Origin of the sequence: Mycobacterium sp., assembly GCF_044342925.1 — a bacterium.
In the GTDB taxonomy this organism is placed as follows: Bacteria; Actinomycetota; Actinomycetes; order Mycobacteriales; family Mycobacteriaceae; genus Mycobacterium.
In genome coordinates this window covers 1-18,244 of sequence record NZ_JBIIOV010000053.1, presented here as the reverse complement: position 1 = coordinate 18,244, position 18,244 = coordinate 1, and the positions used below count along the sequence as shown (strand labels likewise).

17 protein-coding genes and 3 pseudogenes are annotated in these 18,244 nt (G+C 69.6%); 15 read left to right on the top strand and 5 right to left on the bottom strand.

Features of this window, described 5'->3' with window-relative positions; all coding sequences use genetic code 11:
* Positions 1 to 365: pseudogene (locus ADBZ6I_RS07855) on the bottom strand (hypothetical protein); the annotation flags it as partial.
* 659 nt (positions 366 to 1,024) lie between these two features.
* Between ADBZ6I_RS07855 and ADBZ6I_RS07850 the strand changes: the two are divergent.
* A complete protein-coding gene (locus ADBZ6I_RS07850; RefSeq protein ID WP_526382546.1) occupies positions 1,025 to 2,362 on the top strand; it encodes a replication-associated recombination protein A in 1,338 nt (445 codons plus the stop codon).
* 1 nt (position 2,363) lies between these two features.
* Here ADBZ6I_RS07850 and ADBZ6I_RS07845 read toward each other — a convergent pair whose 3' ends face one another.
* A complete protein-coding gene (locus ADBZ6I_RS07845; RefSeq protein WP_526382552.1) occupies positions 2,364 to 2,645 on the bottom strand; it encodes a hypothetical protein in 282 nt (93 codons plus the stop codon).
* On the opposite strand from ADBZ6I_RS07845, the pseudogene ADBZ6I_RS07840 reads away from it, so the two are divergent.
* The 10 genes and pseudogenes from ADBZ6I_RS07840 to aroQ form a co-directional block, all read left to right on the top strand.
* Positions 2,628 to 2,717: pseudogene (locus tag ADBZ6I_RS07840) on the top strand (secondary thiamine-phosphate synthase enzyme YjbQ); the annotation flags it as partial. The gene ADBZ6I_RS07845 and the pseudogene ADBZ6I_RS07840 overlap by 18 nt on opposite strands.
* Positions 2,718 to 2,808: 91 nt before the next feature.
* A complete protein-coding gene (gene alaS, locus ADBZ6I_RS07835; protein WP_526382544.1) occupies positions 2,809 to 5,544 on the top strand; it encodes an alanine--tRNA ligase in 2,736 nt (911 codons plus the stop codon).
* Between the two features lie 8 nt (positions 5,545 to 5,552).
* Entirely contained in the window at positions 5,553 to 6,104 is a 552-nt protein-coding gene (gene ruvX, locus ADBZ6I_RS07830; RefSeq protein WP_526382542.1) for a Holliday junction resolvase RuvX, read from the top strand.
* A gap of 1 nt (position 6,105) precedes the next feature.
* Positions 6,106 to 7,350, top strand: a complete 1,245-nt coding sequence (gene mltG, locus ADBZ6I_RS07825; RefSeq protein ID WP_526382540.1) for an endolytic transglycosylase MltG — start codon at positions 6,106 to 6,108, stop codon at positions 7,348 to 7,350.
* 4 nt (positions 7,351 to 7,354) lie between these two features.
* Complete coding sequence (locus ADBZ6I_RS07820; protein ID WP_526382538.1) at positions 7,355 to 8,170, top strand: shikimate dehydrogenase; 816 nt, start codon at positions 7,355 to 7,357, stop codon at positions 8,168 to 8,170.
* Between the two features lie 9 nt (positions 8,171 to 8,179).
* On the top strand, positions 8,180 to 8,635 hold the full coding sequence (locus ADBZ6I_RS07815; protein ID WP_526382536.1) for a prepilin peptidase: 456 nt from the start codon (positions 8,180 to 8,182) through the stop codon (positions 8,633 to 8,635).
* A gap of 268 nt (positions 8,636 to 8,903) precedes the next feature.
* Entirely contained in the window at positions 8,904 to 10,115 is a 1,212-nt protein-coding gene (gene aroC, locus ADBZ6I_RS07810) for a chorismate synthase (protein ID WP_526382534.1), read from the top strand.
* 5 nt (positions 10,116 to 10,120) lie between these two features.
* Positions 10,121 to 10,633: pseudogene (locus ADBZ6I_RS07805) on the top strand (shikimate kinase); the annotation flags it as partial.
* 182 nt (positions 10,634 to 10,815) lie between these two features.
* On the top strand, positions 10,816 to 11,910 hold the full coding sequence (gene aroB / locus ADBZ6I_RS07800; RefSeq protein ID WP_526382532.1) for a 3-dehydroquinate synthase: 1,095 nt from the start codon (positions 10,816 to 10,818) through the stop codon (positions 11,908 to 11,910).
* 3 nt (positions 11,911 to 11,913) lie between these two features.
* The gene (aroQ, locus tag ADBZ6I_RS07795) at positions 11,914 to 12,345 is read left to right on the top strand and encodes a type II 3-dehydroquinate dehydratase (protein WP_526382530.1); all 432 of its coding nucleotides are present in this window, start codon (positions 11,914 to 11,916) and stop codon (positions 12,343 to 12,345) included.
* 3 nt (positions 12,346 to 12,348) lie between these two features.
* On the opposite strand, the gene ADBZ6I_RS07790 is transcribed toward aroQ, so the two are convergent.
* Complete coding sequence (locus ADBZ6I_RS07790; protein WP_526382528.1) at positions 12,349 to 12,966, bottom strand: B-4DMT family transporter; 618 nt, start codon at positions 12,964 to 12,966, stop codon at positions 12,349 to 12,351.
* Positions 12,967 to 12,999: 33 nt separating this feature from the next.
* Between ADBZ6I_RS07790 and ADBZ6I_RS07785 the strand changes: the two genes are divergently transcribed.
* Positions 13,000 to 14,088, top strand: a complete 1,089-nt coding sequence (locus ADBZ6I_RS07785) for a M24 family metallopeptidase (RefSeq protein WP_526382526.1) — start codon at positions 13,000 to 13,002, stop codon at positions 14,086 to 14,088.
* A gap of 10 nt (positions 14,089 to 14,098) precedes the next feature.
* Here ADBZ6I_RS07785 and ADBZ6I_RS07780 read toward each other — a convergent pair whose 3' ends face one another.
* Positions 14,099 to 15,025 carry an NADP-dependent oxidoreductase gene (locus ADBZ6I_RS07780; RefSeq protein WP_526382550.1) on the bottom strand — a complete coding sequence of 309 codons (927 nt, stop codon included), beginning with the start codon at positions 15,023 to 15,025 and terminating at the stop codon, positions 14,099 to 14,101.
* Positions 15,026 to 15,183: 158 nt separating this feature from the next.
* Here ADBZ6I_RS07780 and efp point away from each other — a divergent pair, with 158 nt between their 5' ends.
* A complete protein-coding gene (gene efp / locus ADBZ6I_RS07775; RefSeq protein ID WP_526382524.1) occupies positions 15,184 to 15,747 on the top strand; it encodes an elongation factor P in 564 nt (187 codons plus the stop codon).
* A gap of 14 nt (positions 15,748 to 15,761) precedes the next feature.
* Positions 15,762 to 16,253 (top strand): transcription antitermination factor NusB, encoded by a 492-nt coding sequence (gene nusB / locus ADBZ6I_RS07770; protein WP_526382522.1) that lies wholly within the window; start codon positions 15,762 to 15,764, stop codon positions 16,251 to 16,253.
* A 7-nt stretch (positions 16,254 to 16,260) separates the two neighbouring features.
* Here the strand turns inward: nusB and ADBZ6I_RS07765 are convergent, their stop codons facing one another.
* Positions 16,261 to 17,463: a serine hydrolase domain-containing protein gene (locus ADBZ6I_RS07765; RefSeq protein ID WP_526382520.1), complete on the bottom strand. Its 1,203-nt coding sequence runs from the start codon at positions 17,461 to 17,463 to the stop codon at positions 16,261 to 16,263.
* 94 nt (positions 17,464 to 17,557) lie between these two features.
* On the opposite strand from ADBZ6I_RS07765, the gene pyrR reads away from it, so the two are divergent.
* Positions 17,558 to 18,127, top strand: a complete 570-nt coding sequence (pyrR, locus tag ADBZ6I_RS07760) for a bifunctional pyr operon transcriptional regulator/uracil phosphoribosyltransferase PyrR (protein WP_526382548.1) — start codon at positions 17,558 to 17,560, stop codon at positions 18,125 to 18,127.
* The last annotated feature ends 117 nt before the right edge of the window (positions 18,128 to 18,244 follow it).

Below are 18,244 nucleotides of genomic sequence, written 5' to 3'. Positions count from 1 at the left end.
ATGGTGTCTTCGACGGTGACGACCGGGCGCTCGAGGGTGCGGGTGACCTTGACCGGCTTGTCGACGACGGTGTCGGTGACGGTCACCACGGGGCGCTCCAGCTGGCGGGTTACCCGCACCGGCTTGTCGACGACCTCGTCGACCACGGTGACGACCGGGCGCTCCACCATCCGGGAGACCTGCGCCGGCTTGTCGACGATCTTGTCGACGGTATCGACCACCAAGCGCTCGATCACCCGTTCCAAGGTGACGGGCTTGTCGACGATCTTCTCAACGGGCCGCTCCACCAGTCGCTGGACGGTGTAGGGCCTGTCGACCACATTGTCGGCAATGTTGAGGGGTTGGTTGGGGATCTTGTCAGCCACAGGTGCTCCCTTTCGCGCGACCCAGCCAGCCGTTACGCACCCATCGGGAGCACGCGTCAGGCAGCGCCCGAGACGTCTACCGCTCCCCGGTGCGCACCACGTCGCCCCAGGGGAACAGCGCTGCTCGGGTAGCTAGGTCGTCTGTATTCCGGTTAGGAGGCTCAAAGTAGTCACACGCTTGTTTGCCTCGCAAGGTTTCGGTGAAAGTTTTAACCGCGAATACCCGTGGTTGTACGTGTTGGGCACGTTGCTGAACTCGGATCGGTCCACCGAGGCCCGGCATCCGCGGCGCGCAGGGTCGCCGACGGCTGCCGGCACCCCCAACGGAATTGCCTGAGACAGTTAGTTTTGATGGTTGAAGCCTGCTCAAACGGTGCACTCTCCCGCTGCCCTCTCAGCTTCTCCTCAGGAGGCTTTCCCTCATGCAGTCTGCACTTCGTCCTTATTTCACAACCGGCGTCGCCATCGTCGGGGCCAGCGTCATCGCGCGGCGGGCATAGCTCGGACAACGGCGGCTCGGATAACGGCGGCGGAAGCGGCCACGTAAGAACCGCGGCGGAAGCGGCCACGGTAAGAACACATAACCCAAAGGTTCACCGGCCCCCCTCCAGACCGGAGGGGGGCCGGTTCCTAACGTCTGACGTGGTTAGCCTTCAGATATGTCGGACAGCCTCTTCGACGTGCCAGGCGCACAGACGCCGGTCGGAGCGTCCGCCGCTGCACCGGGCAGCGCGCCGCTGGCCGTGCGGATGCGGCCCAACTCGCTCGACGAGGTGGTCGGCCAACAGCACCTGCTGGGCGCCGGGTCCCCGCTGCGGCGGCTGGTCGAGGGTTCCGGTGCGGCGTCGGTGATCCTCTACGGTCCACCCGGCACCGGCAAGACGACGCTGGCGTCGCTGATCTCACACGCCACCGCTCGTCGCTTCCAGGCGCTCTCGGCGCTCAGCGCCGGTGTCAAAGAGGTCCGGGCGGTGATCGACGAGGCCCGCCGGGCCGCGGTGCACGGCGAACAGACCGTGTTGTTCATCGATGAGGTGCACCGTTTCTCCAAGACCCAGCAGGACGCGCTGCTTGCGGCCGTCGAAAACCGGATTGTGCTGCTCGTCGCCGCCACCACGGAGAACCCGTCGTTCTCGGTAGTTGCCCCGCTACTGTCCCGCTCGCTGATCCTGCAGTTGCAGCCGTTGACCCCCGAGGACATTCGAACCGTGGTGCGGCGTGCCGTCGCCGACCCGCGCGGCCTGGGCGGTGCGGCGGACATCGCCGACGAGGCGGTGGAACTGTTGGTCCAGCTCGCCGCCGGCGACGCCCGCCGGGCGCTGACCGCCCTGGAAGTGGCCGCCGAGACGTCCGCCGGCGGAACCATCGGCACCGAGACCGTCGAACAGTCCCTCGACCGCGCCGCCGTGCGCTACGACCGCGACGGTGACCAGCACTACGACGTCGTCAGCGCCTTCATCAAGTCCATCCGCGGGTCCGACGTCGACGCCGCCCTGCACTACCTGGCCCGGATGCTGGTCGCAGGGGAGGACCCCCGTTTCATCGCCCGGCGGCTGGTGATCCTGGCCAGCGAGGACATCGGCATGGCCGATCCGGCGGCGTTGCCCATCGCGGTCGCGGCCGCGCAGACCGTCGCGCTGATCGGGATGCCGGAGGCGCAGCTGACCCTGGCGCACGCCACCGTGCACCTGGCTACGGCGCCGAAGTCCAACGCGGTCACCACGGCGCTGTCCGCGGCGATGGCCGACATCCGGGCGGGCAAGGCCGGGTTGGTGCCCGCCCACCTGCGCGACGGGCACTACTCGGGGGCCGCCCGGCTGGGCAACGCCCAGGGCTACCGGTACCCGCACGACGATCCGGATGGTGTTGTGCCGCAGCAATATCCGCCCGATGAGGTGGCCGGGTCGAACTACTACCGGCCCACCAGCCACGGCGCGGAACGCGAGATCGCCGGCCGGCTGGAGAAGCTGCGGGCGATCATTCGGCGAAAGCGATGAGTCAGACCATCTCCGGAACCTGCAAGCCCGCGATCGCCAGTTCGAGCTCGGCCACGTCGATCTGCTCTGCCCCCAGATCGCGCAGCATGGCGGTCCGCAACGAGCGGGCCGCCTCGCGGTTGCGATCTATGGCCTCGGGACTGTCGTAGGTCGCCGAGATCACTGCGCGCCGCGACGACGGTTGTGCCATCACGCTGGCGCTGCAGAACCCGTCGAGGTCCTCGATCGCGGGAAGCACCGACGAGGTGTAGAAGTCCAGCGCCTGCTCTCGGGCACCTGGCAAGGCGTGCTGCTCGTCGACCTCAACCGGGACAACCCGCGGCGGTCGGTCGGGCTCAGCTTCCTGGGTGGGTAAGCCGGTAATGTGATGCGGTCGAAGCTCCGGTGCGCCAGAGGCCGGCCGCGTCTCAATACCGCGCACCCCCAACACAAGGACGAGCCCACCCGTGCAGACCTACGAGATCAGGAAGCGTTTCCTGGATCACTTCGTCGATGCAGGTCATACCGAGGTGCCCAGCGCCTCGGTGATCCTCGACGATCCCAACCTGCTCTTCGTCAACGCCGGCATGGTCCAGTTCGTCCCGTTCTTCCTCGGGCAGCGCACACCCCCGTACAGCACCGCTGTGAGCATCCAGAAGTGCATCCGCACGCCCGACATCGACGAGGTCGGCATCACCACCCGGCACAACACGTTCTTCCAGATGGCGGGCAACTTCTCGTTCGGCGACTACTTCAAGCGCCGGGCCATCGAACTGGCCTGGACGCTGCTGACCAAGCCGGTCGCCGACGGCGGTTACGGATTCGATCCCGAACGGCTTTGGGCCACCGTCTATTACGACGACGACGAGGCCGTCGGGCTGTGGCAGGAGATCGCCGGACTGCCGCCCGAGCGGATCCAGCGCCGGGGCATGGCCGACAACTACTGGTCGATGGGCATCCCCGGCCCGTGCGGCCCCTGCTCGGAGATCTACTACGACCGCGGACCGGACTACGGCGTCGAAGGCGGGCCGGAGGCCAACGAGGACCGCTACATCGAGATCTGGAACCTCGTCTTCATGCAGAACGAGCGCGGCGAGGGCACCAGCAAGGACGACTTCGAGATCCTCGGCCCGTTGCCGCGCCAAAACATCGACACCGGCATGGGCGTCGAGCGCATCGCCTGCCTGCTGCAGGGCGTCGACAACGTCTACGAGACCGACCTGATGCGCCCCGTCATCGACACGGTCGCCGAATACGCCCCCCGCGGCTACGGCCAGGGAAACAACGCCGGAGCCGGTGGGTCGGCGACATCGAGTGTCGACGACATCCGCTACCGGGTCATCGCCGACCACTCCCGCACGGCGATCATCATCATCGGCGACGGGGTGACGCCCTCCAACGAGGGCCGCGGCTATGTCCTGCGCCGGTTGCTGCGCCGAATCATCCGTGCCGCAAAGCTTCTCGGCATCGAGCGTCCGATCATCGGCGAGTTGATGACGACCGTGCGCGACGCCATGGGTCCGTCCTACCCCGAGCTGGTCACCGATTTCGACCGGATCAACCGCATCGCGGTCGCCGAGGAGACCGCGTTCAACCGCACCCTGGCGTCGGGCTCCAAGCTGTTCGAGGAGGCCGCCGCTGCCACCCGGTCGGCGGGCAAGTCGGTGCTGGGCGGATCCGACGCGTTCGCCCTGCACGACACCTACGGGTTCCCCATCGAGCTGACCCTGGAGATGGCCGCCGAGGCCGGGCTGACCGTCGACGAACTCGGCTTCCGCGAGCTGATGGCCGAGCAGCGTCGCCGGGCCAAGGCCGACGCCGCCGCCCGCAAGCACGCCCACGCCGACCTGTCGGCGTTCCGCGAACTGGTCGACGCCGGGCCCACCGAGTTCACCGGCTTCGACGAACTGAGCTCGCAGGCCCGGATCCTGGGCATATTCGTCGACGGCAAACGGGTGCCGGTGGTGGCCCACCACGCGCGGGTGCACTCGCAGACCGTGCCGCCCGAGCGCGTCGAGATCGTTTTGGACCGCACCCCGCTCTACGCCGAGTCCGGCGGGCAGATCGCCGACGCCGGGTCGATCACCGGCACCGGCGCCGGGCAGTCCGCCAAGGCCGCCGTCTCCGACGTGCAGAAGATCGCCAAGTCGCTGTGGGTGCACCGGGTCAACGTCGAGTCCGGCGAGTTCGTCGAAGGTGACACCGTGATCGCCGCCGTCGACGAGGGCTGGCGCCACGGGGCTACGCAGGGGCACTCCGGAACCCACATGGTGCACGCCGCGCTGCGACAAGTAGTGGGGCCCAACGCCGTTCAGGCCGGATCGCTGAACCGCCCCGGCTATCTGCGCTTCGACTTCAACTCCCAGAGCGCGCTTAGCGAGGACCAGCGCAAACAGGTCGAGGTAGTTGCCAACGAGGCGGTGCAGTCGGACTTCCCGGTCAACACCTTCGTCACCGAACTGGACAAGGCCAAGGCGATGGGCGCGATGGCGATGTTCGGTGAGCAGTACCCCGACCGGGTGCGGGTGGTGGAGATCGGCGGACCGTTCTCCCTGGAACTCTGCGGCGGCACCCACGTCCGCAACTCGGCCCAGATCGGACCGATCACCATCCTCAGCGAGTCCTCGGTGGGCTCCGGGGTGCGCCGGGTGGAGGCCTATGTGGGCCTGGACTCGTTCCGGCACCTGGCCAAGGAGCGCGCCCTGATGGCCGGCCTGGCGTCGTCGCTCAAGGTGCCTTCCGAGGAGGTGCCGGCCCGGGTGGCGACGTTGGTCGAGAAGCTCAAGGCCGCCGAGAAGGAACTTGACCGGATGCGCCTGTCGACGGCACGCGCTGCGGCCGGCAATGCCGCCGCCGCGGCCGAGACGGTAGGTAAGGTCCGTCTCGTGGCGCAGCGCATGGCAGCGGGAATGACGGCCGCGGACCTGCGTTCCCTGGTCGGCGATATCCGCGCCCGGTTCGGCTCCGAACCCGGTGTTGTGGTGCTGATCTCCGAGGCCGACGGTTCCGTCCCCTTCGTGGTGGCCACCAACCAGGCCGCTCAGGACGCCGGCGTGCGGGCCAACGACCTCATCTCGGTGCTGGGCAGCGTTGTCGGCGGCCGCGGCGGGGGTAAGCCCGACCTGGCGCAGGGCTCCGGCAAGGACCCGGCCGCCATCGATGCCGGGCTCGCGGCCGTCCGCGCCGAGTTGGCCCGGATTTGAGGTCGGCCGTGCCCGATTCCAGGCCCGATTCCAGGCCCGATTCCAGCTCTGACACCGGCCGCAAGCCCGATCGTCCCGGCGCCGACGATCCGGGGCGCGGACGTCGGCTCGGGGTTGATGTCGGGACCGTACGGATCGGAGTGGCCGTCAGTGACCCCGACGGGATTCTGGCGACCCCGGTGGAGACCGTTCGCCGGGACCGCGGGGCCGGCCATGTGCGCCGGCTCGCCGCGCTGGTCGACGAACTCGGCGTGGTCGAGGTGGTGGTCGGGTTGCCGCGGACGCTCGCCGACCGGGCCGGGTCGTCGGCCGACGACGCGGTTGCGGTGGCCGAAGCGCTGGCGGGGCGGATCGCTCCGGTGCCGGTCCGGATGGCCGACGAGCGGCTGACTACCGTGAGCGCGACGCGATCGCTGCGGGAGTCCGGTGTTCGCGCCAAAGAGCAACGGGGAATGATCGACCAGGCTGCCGCCGTGGCAATTCTGCAGGGCTGGCTTGACGGACGCCGCGGTGCGGCTATTGACGGACGCCGCGGTGCGGCCACGACGGTGAGAGAGTGAGATGCCCGACGACGTGAAACCTGAAGATGTCCAACCCGGGCGAGCCGAGCCGGTGGCCGTCGGCACGCGCCGGCAAACCGTCGAGGCACACAAGGCGGGCAACCGGCGTAATGGCCGGATCGCCATCCTGATCGGTCTGGCGCTGGCCGCCGCGCTGGCGGTCTGGTTGCTGGGACCCAAGCTCTTCGGCAGTGGTCCCACGATGCCCAGCGACTTCACCGGCGAGGGCAAGGAAGACATCGTCGTCGAGGTCCACCCGGGCGATTCCGGCTCGGTGATCGCCCAGGATCTGGTCGATAGGGGCGTCATCGCTGACGTCGGAATGTTCATCTCGGCGGCGTCGGGTAACTCCGACCTGGCCGCGATTCAGCCGGGTTTCTACAAGCTGCGCACCGAGATTCCGGCGGCCACCGCTGTCAAGAAGCTCACCGACCCGACGTCGCGGGTGGGCAAACTCGTCATCCCCGAGGGCAAGCAGCTCGACGACATCACCCCGATCGGTGCGGGCTCGGTGAATCCGGGCATCTTCTCGCTGATCTCCGATGCCAGCTGCGTGAACCTCAACGGCACCAAGAAGTGCGTGTCGGCCCAGGATCTGAAGGCCGCCGCCGAGGACGGGACGCTGCAGTCGCTGAACGTGCCGGAGTGGGCGCTGAAGGGGGCAGGAGCCATGGGGCAGAGCCACCGGCGCCTGGAGGGTCTGATCGCGCCGGGGACCTGGAACATCAACCCGTCGTCCGCGCCGAAGGAGATCCTCGCCAAGCTCGTCGCCGAGAGCGGTGAGCAGTACGCCAAGAGCGGCATTCTCGATGCCGCCAAGGCGCTGAACATCTCGCCGTACGAGGTGCTCATCGTCGGTTCGCTGGTGCAGAAGGAGGCCCAGCCCGCCGACTTCGCGAAGGTGGCCCGGGTGATCTACAACCGGCTGGCCAGCGACTATGACCGCCTGGAATTCGATTCCACGGTCAACTACCCGCTGGAACGCCAGGAAGTGGCCACCACCGACGAGGACCGGGCCAGGGAAACGCCGTGGAACACCTACGCCATGCCGGGTCTGCCGGCGACGCCGATCTGCTCGCCCAGCGTGGACGCGCTGGCGGCGGCAGAGAGGCCCGAGCCGGGGGACTGGCTCTACTTCGTGACCATCGACTCCGACGGCACCACGTTGTTCACCAGCGACTATCAGGAACACCTGGCGAACCGGGACAAGGCGCTCGACAGCGGCTTCCTCAATTCCGGGCGGTAATACCGTGACGGCGCGCAAGGCGGCCGTCCTCGGCTCACCCGTCGCGCATTCCCGCTCACCGCAGCTGCACCTGGCGGCGTACCGAGCGCTGGGTCTGGATGACTGGACCTATCAGCGCATCGAGTGCACCGCCGACGAATTGCCCTCTCTGGTACGCGGTTTGGGCCCGGAATGGGTGGGACTCTCGGTCACCATGCCCGGCAAGTTCGCCGCCCTGGCTGTGGCCGACGAACGCACCGCGCGGGCTGAGCTGGTCGGTTCGGCCAACACCCTGGTGCACACGCCCACCGGCTGGCGGGCCGACAACACCGACATCGACGGGGTGGCCGGGGCCCTGCAGCACGCTGCCGAGCGCACCGCGGGGCGCGGCGGGCTGCGCCGGGCGGTCGTGCTGGGCTCCGGCGGAACCGCGCCGGCCGCCGTGGCGGGACTGGCCGCCCTGGGCGTCGGACAGATCGTGGTGGTGGCGCGCAGCCGCGAGAAGGCCGCGCAGTCGGTGCGGGTGGGCACCCGGCTGGGCGCGGCGACGTCGTACTGCGCCACCGCCGACGCCGCGACCGCCGCGGAACGGGCCGACGTGCTGGTCAGCACCATCCCGGCCGACGCCGCGGCGGATTTCGCCCGCACCTTCGCCAGGGTCCCGTTGCTGCTGGATGCCATCTACGACCCGTGGCCGACCCCGCTGGCCCAGGCGGTGGCCGCATCCGGCGGCGAGGTCATCAGCGGGGTGCAGATGCTGCTGCACCAGGCCTTCACCCAGGTCGAACAATTCACAGGGCGGCCGGCGCCGCGAGAGCAGATGGCGGCCGCTCTGACTTAACGTCCCGGCATGGGAATCATCGCGGCTGCCGGCAGTACCGCCGTGGTCGCCTGGTCGTTAACACTGTCGGTGATCGACGTGCGGCAGCGGCGACTCCCCAACACCCTGACACTGACCGGCGCCGCGGTGATCCTGGCCGCGGCCGGGCTGGCCGGCCGCGGGGTGCCCGCTCTGCTCGGCGCGGCGACGCTCGGTGGGCTCTACCTGTTGGTGCACCTGTGCAGTCCGGCCGGTATGGGCGGCGGCGACGTGAAGCTGGCGCTGGGCACCGGTGCCCTGACCGGAGCCCTCGGCGTGGACGTGTGGGTGCTGGCGGCGCTAGGCGCCCCGCTGCTCACCGCGGTGGTGGGCACCGTCTGGGCACTGTGGCGTGGTGGGGTCCTGTGCCGGCGCGGACGCGCGGTGCCGCACGGGCCGTCGATGTGCGCGGCCACGCTGGCCGCAGCGGCGCTGGTCCTGCTCTGAGCGGCTCAGCCGCCGTCCGGATCGGCTGCTGCGGCGTCGGTGATCGGGTGGTCGACGCCGCTCCAACGCGCTCACGGTCCGGTTCCCCTCGGTAAGGCAGCGCGGATCGCGGCCCGCGTGGGCTGTGGTCATTCCCTCTTTATGTCCATCTGCGGGCCCGCCCAAAACTGTTAGGTCGCCGACAGTCTCGCCCGCATGCCCGGATGCGGCGCGGCGAGCAGGTCGGTGGATTCGGTCATGGCCAGCCCGACATGGGAAGATGATCGGCGTGTTGCGATGGATCACCGCGGGCGAATCCCACGGCCGCGCCCTGGTTGCCGTGGTCGAGGGCATGGTCGCCGGCGTCGAGGTCACCTCCGCCGACATCGGCGCCCAACTCGCCCGGCGCCGGTTGGGCTACGGCCGCGGCGCCCGGATGAAGTTCGAACAGGACGAGGTCACCGTGCTGGCCGGGGTGCGCCACGGCAGCACCCTGGGCGGCCCGATCGCCATCGAGATCGGCAACACCGAATGGCCCAAATGGGAGACGGTGATGGCGTCCGACCCCGTCGACCCCGCCGCGCTGGAGGTGGCCCGCAACGCGCCGCTGACCAGGCCCCGGCCCGGCCACGCCGACTACGCGGGCATGCTCAAGTACGGCTTCGACGACGCCCGTCCGGTGCTGGAACGGGCCAGCGCCCGGGAGACCGCTGCCCGGGTCGCCGCGGCGACCATCGCGCGGGCGTTCCTGCGTCAGGCCCTCGGTGTCGAGGTGCTCTCGCACGTCGTCTCCATCGGTGCGTCCACCCCGTACGACGGGCCGGCGCCGACTCCGGCCGACCTGCCGCGCATCGACGACAGCCCGGTGCGCGCCTTCGACACGGGCGCCGAGCAGTCGATGATCACCGAGATCGAGGCGGCCAAGAAGGACGGCGACACCCTCGGCGGTGTCGTCGAGGTCGTCGTGCACGGGCTTCCGGTGGGCCTGGGTTCGTTCACCAGCGGCGACGACCGGCTCGACAGCCAACTCGCCGCCGCGGTGATGGGCGTTCAGGCCATCAAGGGGGTCGAGATCGGCGACGGTTTCCAGACCGCCCGCCGCCGCGGCAGTGCCGCCCATGACGAGATGTATCCCGGCCCCGACGGCGTGGTGCGCTCCACCAACCGGGCCGGTGGGCTGGAGGGCGGCATGACCAACGGCCAGCCGCTGCGGGTGCGGGCGGCGATGAAGCCGATCTCCACGGTGCCCCGGGCGCTGGCCACCGTCGACATGGCCACCGGTGAGCAGGCGCATGCGATCCACCAGCGCTCCGACGTGTGCGCGGTGCCGGCCGCCGGTGTGGTGGTGGAGGCCATGGTCGCTCTGGTGGTGGCACGTGCCGCGCTGGAGAAGTTCGGCGGCGACTCGCTGGTCGAGACTCGGCGCAATATCGAGGGTTACCTGCGGGCGGTCGCCGAACGCGAAACCTTCGGATCTGATTCGGTCCGGCTGTCGGGGTAGGGAGGATGGCGCCGAAGGCCGTGCTGGTCGGGCTGCCCGGCTCGGGTAAATCAACCATCGGGCGTCGGCTCGCCAAAGCCCTGGGACTGACCCTGCTCGACACCGACGCCGAGATCGAGCGACGCACCGGGCGCACCATCGCCGACATCTTCGCCACCGACGGGGAAGCCGCGTTCCGGCAGTTGGAGGAGCAGGTGATCCGCGAGGCGCTGCGCGACCACGACGGGGTTCTGTCGCTGGGCGGCGGTGCGGTGACCACCGAGGGGGTCCGCGAGGCCCTTGTCGGCCATACCGTGGTGTACCTGGAAATCAGTGCGGCCGAAGGGGTTCGGCGCACCAGCGGCAGCACGGTGCGCCCGCTGCTGGCCGGGCCGGACCGCGCCGAGAAGTATCGCGAGTTGATGAACCGCCGGGTGCCGCTCTACCGCCGGTTGGCGACCATCCGCATCAACACCAACCGGCGCAATCCCGGCGCGGTGGTCCGCCACATCGTCGGCCGGCTGGAGGACCCGGAGCCGCCGCGACGCCGCCGTGCGCCGTGGCGCAGGGTCATCGACGGTGGCGCCGCGTCCGATCCAAAGTCCGCGACTGCGGATGCGGCCCCCGGCTCCGCGCCACAACCCGAGGCCCCGGCTGAGTCCGGCCCCGTCACCCCGGCCACCCTGGCCCGTCGCGCAGGACTGCGGAAATGAGTGTGCCCGTGCATGAGCCCGTGACCATCGAGGTCGCCGTCGATCCGCCCTACCCGGTGCTCATCGGGACCGGCGTGATCGATCGGCTGCAAGAGCTGCTCGGGGCGCGCAACAAGGTGGTGATCCTGCACCAGCCGGTGCTCACCGACACCGCCGAGGCCATCCGCAAACAGCTGTCCGGCAAGGGAATCGACGCCCACCGCATCGAACTGCCGGACGCCGAAGCCGGCAAGGACCTGCCGGTGGTGGCCTTCATCTGGGAGGTCCTGGGCCGCATCGGTGTCGACCGCAAGGACGCCGTCGTCAGCCTCGGCGGCGGCGCGGCCACCGACGTCGCCGGCTTCGCCGCGGCCACCTGGCTGCGCGGGGTCGACATCGTGCACGTGCCCGCCACGCTGCTGGCGATGGTGGACGCCGCCATCGGCGGCAAGACCGGCATCAACACCGACGCCGGCAAGAACCTCGTCGGCGCGTTTCACCAGCCCGCCGCCGTCCTGGTGGATCTGGAACTGCTGAACACCCTGCCGAGCAACGAACTGGTGGCCGGCATGGCCGAGGTGGTCAAGGCCGGGTTCATCGCCGACCCGGTGATCCTCGACCTCATCGAAGCCGACCCGCAGGCCGCCGTAGACCCGGCCGGGCCGGTGTTGCCCGAACTCGTCCGGCGGTCAATCCAGGTCAAAGCCGACGTGGTGGCGGCCGACGAGAAGGAGTCGGCGCTGCGGGAGATCCTCAACTACGGCCACACCCTGGGGCATGCGATCGAGCGCCGCGAGCGCTATCGGTGGCGGCACGGCGCGGCCGTCTCGGTGGGACTGGTCTTCGCCGCCGAGCTGGGCCGGCTGGCCGGCCGGCTGGACGACGCCACCGTACGGCGCCACCGCGACATCCTGACGGCCCTGGGTCTGCCGGTGTCCTACGACCCCGACGCGCTGCCCGAACTGCTGAAGTACATGGCCGGGGACAAGAAGAACCGTTCGGGCACACTGCGTTTCGTGGTGCTCGACGGCTTGGCCAAACCCGGCCGCCTGGAAGGCCCCGACCCGGCCCTGGTGGCCGCCGCCTACGCGGAGATGTCGCGGCCCAACGGACAGGAGGCTTAGGACATGAGCACGGTGATCGTCCTCAACGGCCCGAACCTGGGCCGGCTCGGCCGGCGCGAACCGCAGGTGTACGGCAGCACCACCCATGACGACCTGGTCGCGATGATCGAGGCCCAGGCCGCCGAATTGGGCCTGGACGCGGTGGTGCGGCAGAGCGACAGCGAGGCTCAGCTGATCGAGTGGGTGCACGCCGCCGCCGACGCGGGCGACCCGGTGATCCTCAACGCCGGCGGGCTGACGCACACCTCGGTGGCGCTACGCGACGCGTGCGCGGAACTGCGGGCCCCGCTGATCGAGGTGCATATCTCGAATGTCCATGCCCGCGAAGAGTTCCGGCACCACTCCTACCTGAGCAGTGTGGCCACCGGGGTCATCGTCGGGCTGGGTGTGCAGGGTTACCTGCTGGCGCTGCGCTACCTCGCAGCAGCGAGCTGATCGCTAGTCGTCGCGGTTGAGCTTCCACTTGGCCTTCTGAACCACGTCGTGCTCGTCGCGGACCGCCTCGCGGGCGTCCTGCCGCCAGTTGATCTCGGTGCGACCCACCGTGGCGTACTTCTCGTTCGGGTCCTCGGCGCGAGCCGCCTCGAACACGTCGTCGCGCGGGGTTCCGGGCATCCGCGTGCGGGGCTTCGGCGGACGCTTGCGGTCCACCAGCCACCGGCCGACCGCGACCGCGAACATCGCCGGGATGAAGATGAGCAGGCAGGTGAAGGCGGGGAACACGACGACTTCCGGCCCCAGACCGTCGACGTAGACCGCCTTGTAGAACAGCGAGATGATGAAGGTCGCCAGACCGCTGAGCACACCGGCGACCAGTCCGGCCAGCAGCCAGCGCATCGCCAGATCGCGGCGGCGGTCCGGATCCTCGTTGGCGCGGGCGTCGGCCATGCCGTCGATAAGACCCCAGATCAAGGCACCTACCGCGAACAGCCCGCACAGGCCGAAGCTGATGGCTCCCGCGTTGGTGGGATTGGCGTTGATGAGCGTGCCCTGGACCAGCCGGAGCACCACCATCCCGGCCGCGAACACCAGTCCGCGCGGTAACCAGGTTGTCATGGGGCATCAGCCTAGCGAGTACCGTGACCCACCGTGACACATTGCCGGCGCCGCGACCGGCTGGCCGCCCGTCTGGCCGCTGACGAACTCGATGCGCTTCTGATAACCGACCTGGTTAACGTCCGGTATCTGACCGGTTTCACCGGCTCGAACGCCGCCCTTCTGGTGTTCGCCGGCGACACGCCGCCGGTTCTGGCCACCGACTCGCGCTACCGGACCCAGGCCGCCCGGCAGGCGCCGGATCTGCACACCGCCATCGAGCGGGCGTGCGGACGCCACCTGATGGGTCGGGCGGTGGCCGCCGGCGCACGCCGGATCGGCTTCGAAAGCCATGTCGTCACCGTCGACGGCTTCGACGCGCTGTCCGATGAGCTGTCCGGCGCGGCAGAGCTGGTGCGGGCCCCGGGCGCCGTGGAAGCGCTGCGCGAAGTCAAGGACACCGGCGAGGTGGCGGTACTGCGCCGGGCATGCGAGGCGGCCGACGCCGCGCTGACCCGGCTGATCTCCGACGGCGGCCTGCGGCCCGGCCGCACCGAGCGGGCGGTCGGCCGCGAATTGGAGGCGCTGATGATCGACCACGGCGCCGACGGGCCGTCGTTCGACACCATCGTCGCGGCCGGGCCGAACTCCGCGGTACCGCACCACCGGCCCACCGATGCGGTGCTGGAGCCCGGTGACTTCGTCAAGATCGACTTCGGCGCCCTGGTCGACGGGTACCACTCGGATATGACCCGGACCTTCGTCCTGGGCGCCGGCGCCGACTGGCAGCGCGAGATCTACGAACTGGTGTCGACGGCGCAGCAGGCCGGGCTGGACGCCGCCCAGCCGGGCGCAGCGCTGGCCGAGGTCGACGGCGCCGCGCGCCGGCTGATCGCCGACGCCGGCTACGGCGAGCACTTCGGGCACGGACTGGGGCATGGCGTCGGGCTGCAGATCCACGAAGCGCCGGGAATCGGTGCCGCCGCCGCCGGCACACTGCGGGCCGGCGCTGTGGTGACCGTGGAACCCGGCGTCTACGTGCCCGGCCGGGGCGGCGTCCGTATCGAGGACACCCTGGTGGTCAGCGCCGCAGGACCCGAGATGCTGAGCCGGTTCCCCAAGGAGCTGATCGTTCTCGACTAACCGCGGGCACTCAGTCAGCCGACACCCGCACGACGAGCTTGCCCTGGGTGCGTCCGCCCCTGCTGGCGTCGAACGCCTCGGGAAGTTGGTCGAGGTCGAAGACACCGGCGATCGGTACCTGCACGTCGCCGGACTCGACCAGCGCCGCAAGGTGGGTCAGGTCGGTGGCGCTGGGCCGCACCCACATCCAGCTGCCGCCCGCCCCGATGACGGAATCGTCGGCGATGGAGGCATGCCGGCCACCCGGCGCGAGAACCGCCACCGTGGCATCGAGCACCCCACCGACGAAGTCGGCCACCACGTCGACTCCACCGGGGGCCAGGGCACGCACCCGCTCGGCGAGGCCGTCGCCGTAGGCCACCGGCTCGGCGCCCAGCGCGCGGATCCGGTCGTGGTTGGCCGTCGACGCCGTTCCGAACACCCGCAGTCCCATGCTGGCGGCGATCTGCACGCCCATGGACCCGACGCCGCCACCGGCGCCGTGGATCAGGACGGTCTGACCGCGGTCGGCGCCCAGCCTGGTCAGCACCTGATAGGCCGTCAGCCCCGCCAGCGGCAGGGCGGCCGCCTCATGCCAGCCGATGCTGGGCGGTTTCGCGGCCAGACTGCGCACCGGAACCGAGACGAATTCGGCGAAGGTTCCGTCATGGACGAAATCCTTGCGGTTATAGGCCAGAACGGCGTCACCGGCGCTGAACTCCGGAACGTCGATGCCGACCTTCTCGACCACGCCCGAGACGTCCCAGCCCGGGACGATCGGGAACACCGACGTCATCAGAGCGTCCAGGCCGCCGGCCATGATCTTCCAGTCCACCGGGTTCACCGACGCCGAACGGACCCGAACCAGCACCTCGCCGGGGCCGACCTTGGGCATCGGAAGGTCCATCAGCTCCAGGACCTCGTTGCCCCCGTACCGGCTGTACGCCATCGCCCGCATCGTTTCGGCCACCATGCCGCGAGTTTAGAGTCGCACCCGGCGACCACCACCGGATTCGGCCGCGCCGAACCGCCACGGGTAAGCTCCGCTGATCCCGCTCGTCCGGCAGGTACCGACCGGACGGCAATCCCGGAACCAACCGCAGGAGAACGACGACCGTGGCGACCACTGCCGACTTCAAGAACGGCCTCGTGCTGAACATCGACGGGCAACTCTGGCAGATCATCGAGTTCCAGCACGTCAAGCCCGGTAAGGGGCCGGCCTTCGTGCGCACCAAACTCAAGAACGTGCTGACCGGCAAGGTGGTCGACAAGACCTACAACGCCGGGGTCAAGGTCGAGACCGCCACGGTGGACCGCCGCGACGCCACCTACCTCTACCGCGACGGCAGCGACTTCGTGTTCATGGACAGCCAGGACTACGAGCAGCACCCGCTGCCGGAGGGGCTGGTCGGCGACTCGGCCGGGTTCCTGCTGGAGGGCATGCCCGTCCAGATCGCGTTCAACGAGGGCGCCCCGCTGTACCTGGAGCTGCCGGTCTCCGTCGAACTCGTCGTGGCCCACACCGAGCCGGGACTGCAGGGCGATCGTTCCAGCGCCGGCACCAAGCCGGCGACGCTGGAAACCGGCGCGGAGATTCAGGTGCCGCTGTTCATCAACATCGGCGACAAGCTGAAGGTCGATTCGCGCGACGGCAGTTACCTGGGTCGAGTGAATGCCTGATCTTTCGATGTCCTGTGCCTGAACGCAAGGGCGATAAAGGCAGACACCAGGCGCGCAAGCGCGCCGTCGACCTGCTGTTCGAGGCTGAGGCGCGGGGTATCACCGCGGCCGAAGCCGCCGACTTGCGCTCGGCGCTGGCCGAGACGAACCCTGATGTGTCGCCACTGAATCCGTACACCGCGACCGTCGCGCACGGCGTCACCGAACACCGCGCGCACATCGACGAGTTGATCAGTTCGCATCTGCAGGGCTGGACGCTGGAGCGGCTGCCCGCCGTGGACCGCGCGGTGTTGCGGGTGGCGGTGTGGGAGTTGTTGCACGCCGACGACGTTCCCGAGCCGGTGGCCGTCGACGAGGCTGTCGAACTGGCCAAGGAGTTGTCCACCGACGACTCGCCGGGCTTCGTCAACGGTGTGCTGGGCCAGGTGATGCTGGTGACCCCGCAGATCCGGGCCGCCGCTGAGGCGGTGCGCGGTGCCGCGCCGCACGCCGACACCGAGAGCTAGGTTCGCCCTACAGTCCCAGCGCCGCGTAGGTCCGCCGCACGAACTTCGGTTGCACCGACTGCAATCGGGCGAACGAGGTGTTCCCGGCCACCGCCGCCGCGGCCGAGGTGAAGTCCGGGAAGTTCTGGACCAGGTAGATCAGGATCAGGTCGTTGGCCGGGTCGGCCTGCCACCAGGTGCCGTACGCACCCGGCCAGCCGAAGCTGCCCGCGCCGCCGGGGCCGAAGAGCAGGCCTGACTTCTGCGGGTCGGTGACCACCGACAGATTCAGCCCGAACCCGCGGCCAATCCAGAACGGCGCCCCGAGGAAGGGCTGGCCTTTCTGTTCGTCGGTCAGCCGGTCGGTGCGCATCAGCCGCACCGAGTCCTCGCTGAGCAGTCGCACCCCGTCCACCTCACCGCCGCCCAGCAGCATCCGGGCGAACCGTAGGTAGTCGTCGACGGTGGAGACCAGGCCGGAGCCGCCCTGGCAGAACCGGGGTGGCCGCACCGGCACTGGCCCCATGGCGTCGTGGTGCAGGGCACCGTGCTGATCCAGGCGGTACATGGTCGCCCCGCGCGCGCGTTTCTCCGGCGCCATCCAGAAGCCGGTGTCGGACATGCCCAGCGGCTCGAAGACCCGCTCGGACAGCACCTCCTGCAGGCCTTTGCCTTCGATCCGGGCGGCGATGATGCCCAGCAGTTCGGTGCCGTGGCTGTAGGTCATCCGCTCGCCGGGCTGGTGCACCAGCGGCAGCGCGGCGATCTCGGCCAGCCAGTGGTCGGGGTCCTGACGCGGGGACACCTGCGTGTAGGCGCGGCCGATCGGACCGCCCACCGAGAAGGCGTAAGCCAGCCCGCCGCGGTGGCTCATCAGGTCTTCGACGGTGATCGGCCGGACCGCCGGCACGGTGCGGTCCAGCGGGCCGGACGGTTCGGCCAGCACCCGCACGTCGGCCATCTCCGGCAGCCACCGGGTGATCGGGTCGTCGATCGACAGCTTGCCCTCTTCGGCCAGTGCCAGCACCGCCGCGACCGTGACCGGCTTGGTCATCGAGGCGATCCGGAAGATGGTGTCCCGCTGCATCGGCTGCCCGGCCTCGACGTCGAGGTACCCGATCTCGTTGACCTGCAGCACTTCTCCGCGATGCCACACCAGCGTCACCGCACCGGCCAGCAGACCGGCGTCGACCGCCTGGGTGATCGAGGACCGGTTCTCGGCGAGACTCACCGGCGCGAGTCTACGCAACCGGGGGTGCTACCCTTCGGAGCAATCGACATCCTTTAACGATCCGTCCGGTGAGGCGGGGAAGGAGGTCTGGTCACTGGTGGACACCGCCGACCGGGAGCTCATGTCCGATGCGGACGTCGGCCGAACCGTCTCCCGCATCGCCCACCAGATCATCGAGAAGACCGCCCTGGACGGCCCCGATGCGCCGCGGCTGGTGCTGCTGGGCATCCCCACCCGCGGAGTCACTCTGGCGCGCCGGCTCGCCGAGAAGATTCACGAATTCGCCGATGTCACCGTCGATCAGGGTGGTCTGGACATCACGCTCTACCGCGACGATTTGGACTTCAAGCCGCCCCGGGCGCTGGGGGAGACCTCCATCCCGGCCGGCGGGATCGACGGCGCTCTGGTGATCCTGGTCGACGACGTGCTCTACACCGGGCGCTCGGTGCGCTCGGCGCTGGACGCGCTGCGCGACATCGGCCGGCCCAAAGCCATCCAGCTGGCGGTGCTCGTCGACCGCGGTCACCGCGAGTTGCCGCTGCGCGCAGACTATGTCGGCAAGAACGTTCCGACCTCCCGCAGCGAGAACGTCAAGGTGCGCCTGGCCGAGGACGACGGCGTCGAAGGCATCTGGATCGCACCGTATGGAGGGCCCCAGCGATGAGCGCTTGCGCGAAGAGCGGAGAGGTTCAGCGATGAGCGCTTGCGCGAAGAGCGGAGAGGTTCAGCGATGAGCGCTTGCGCGAAGAGCGGAGAGGTTCAGCGATGAGCGCTTGCGCGA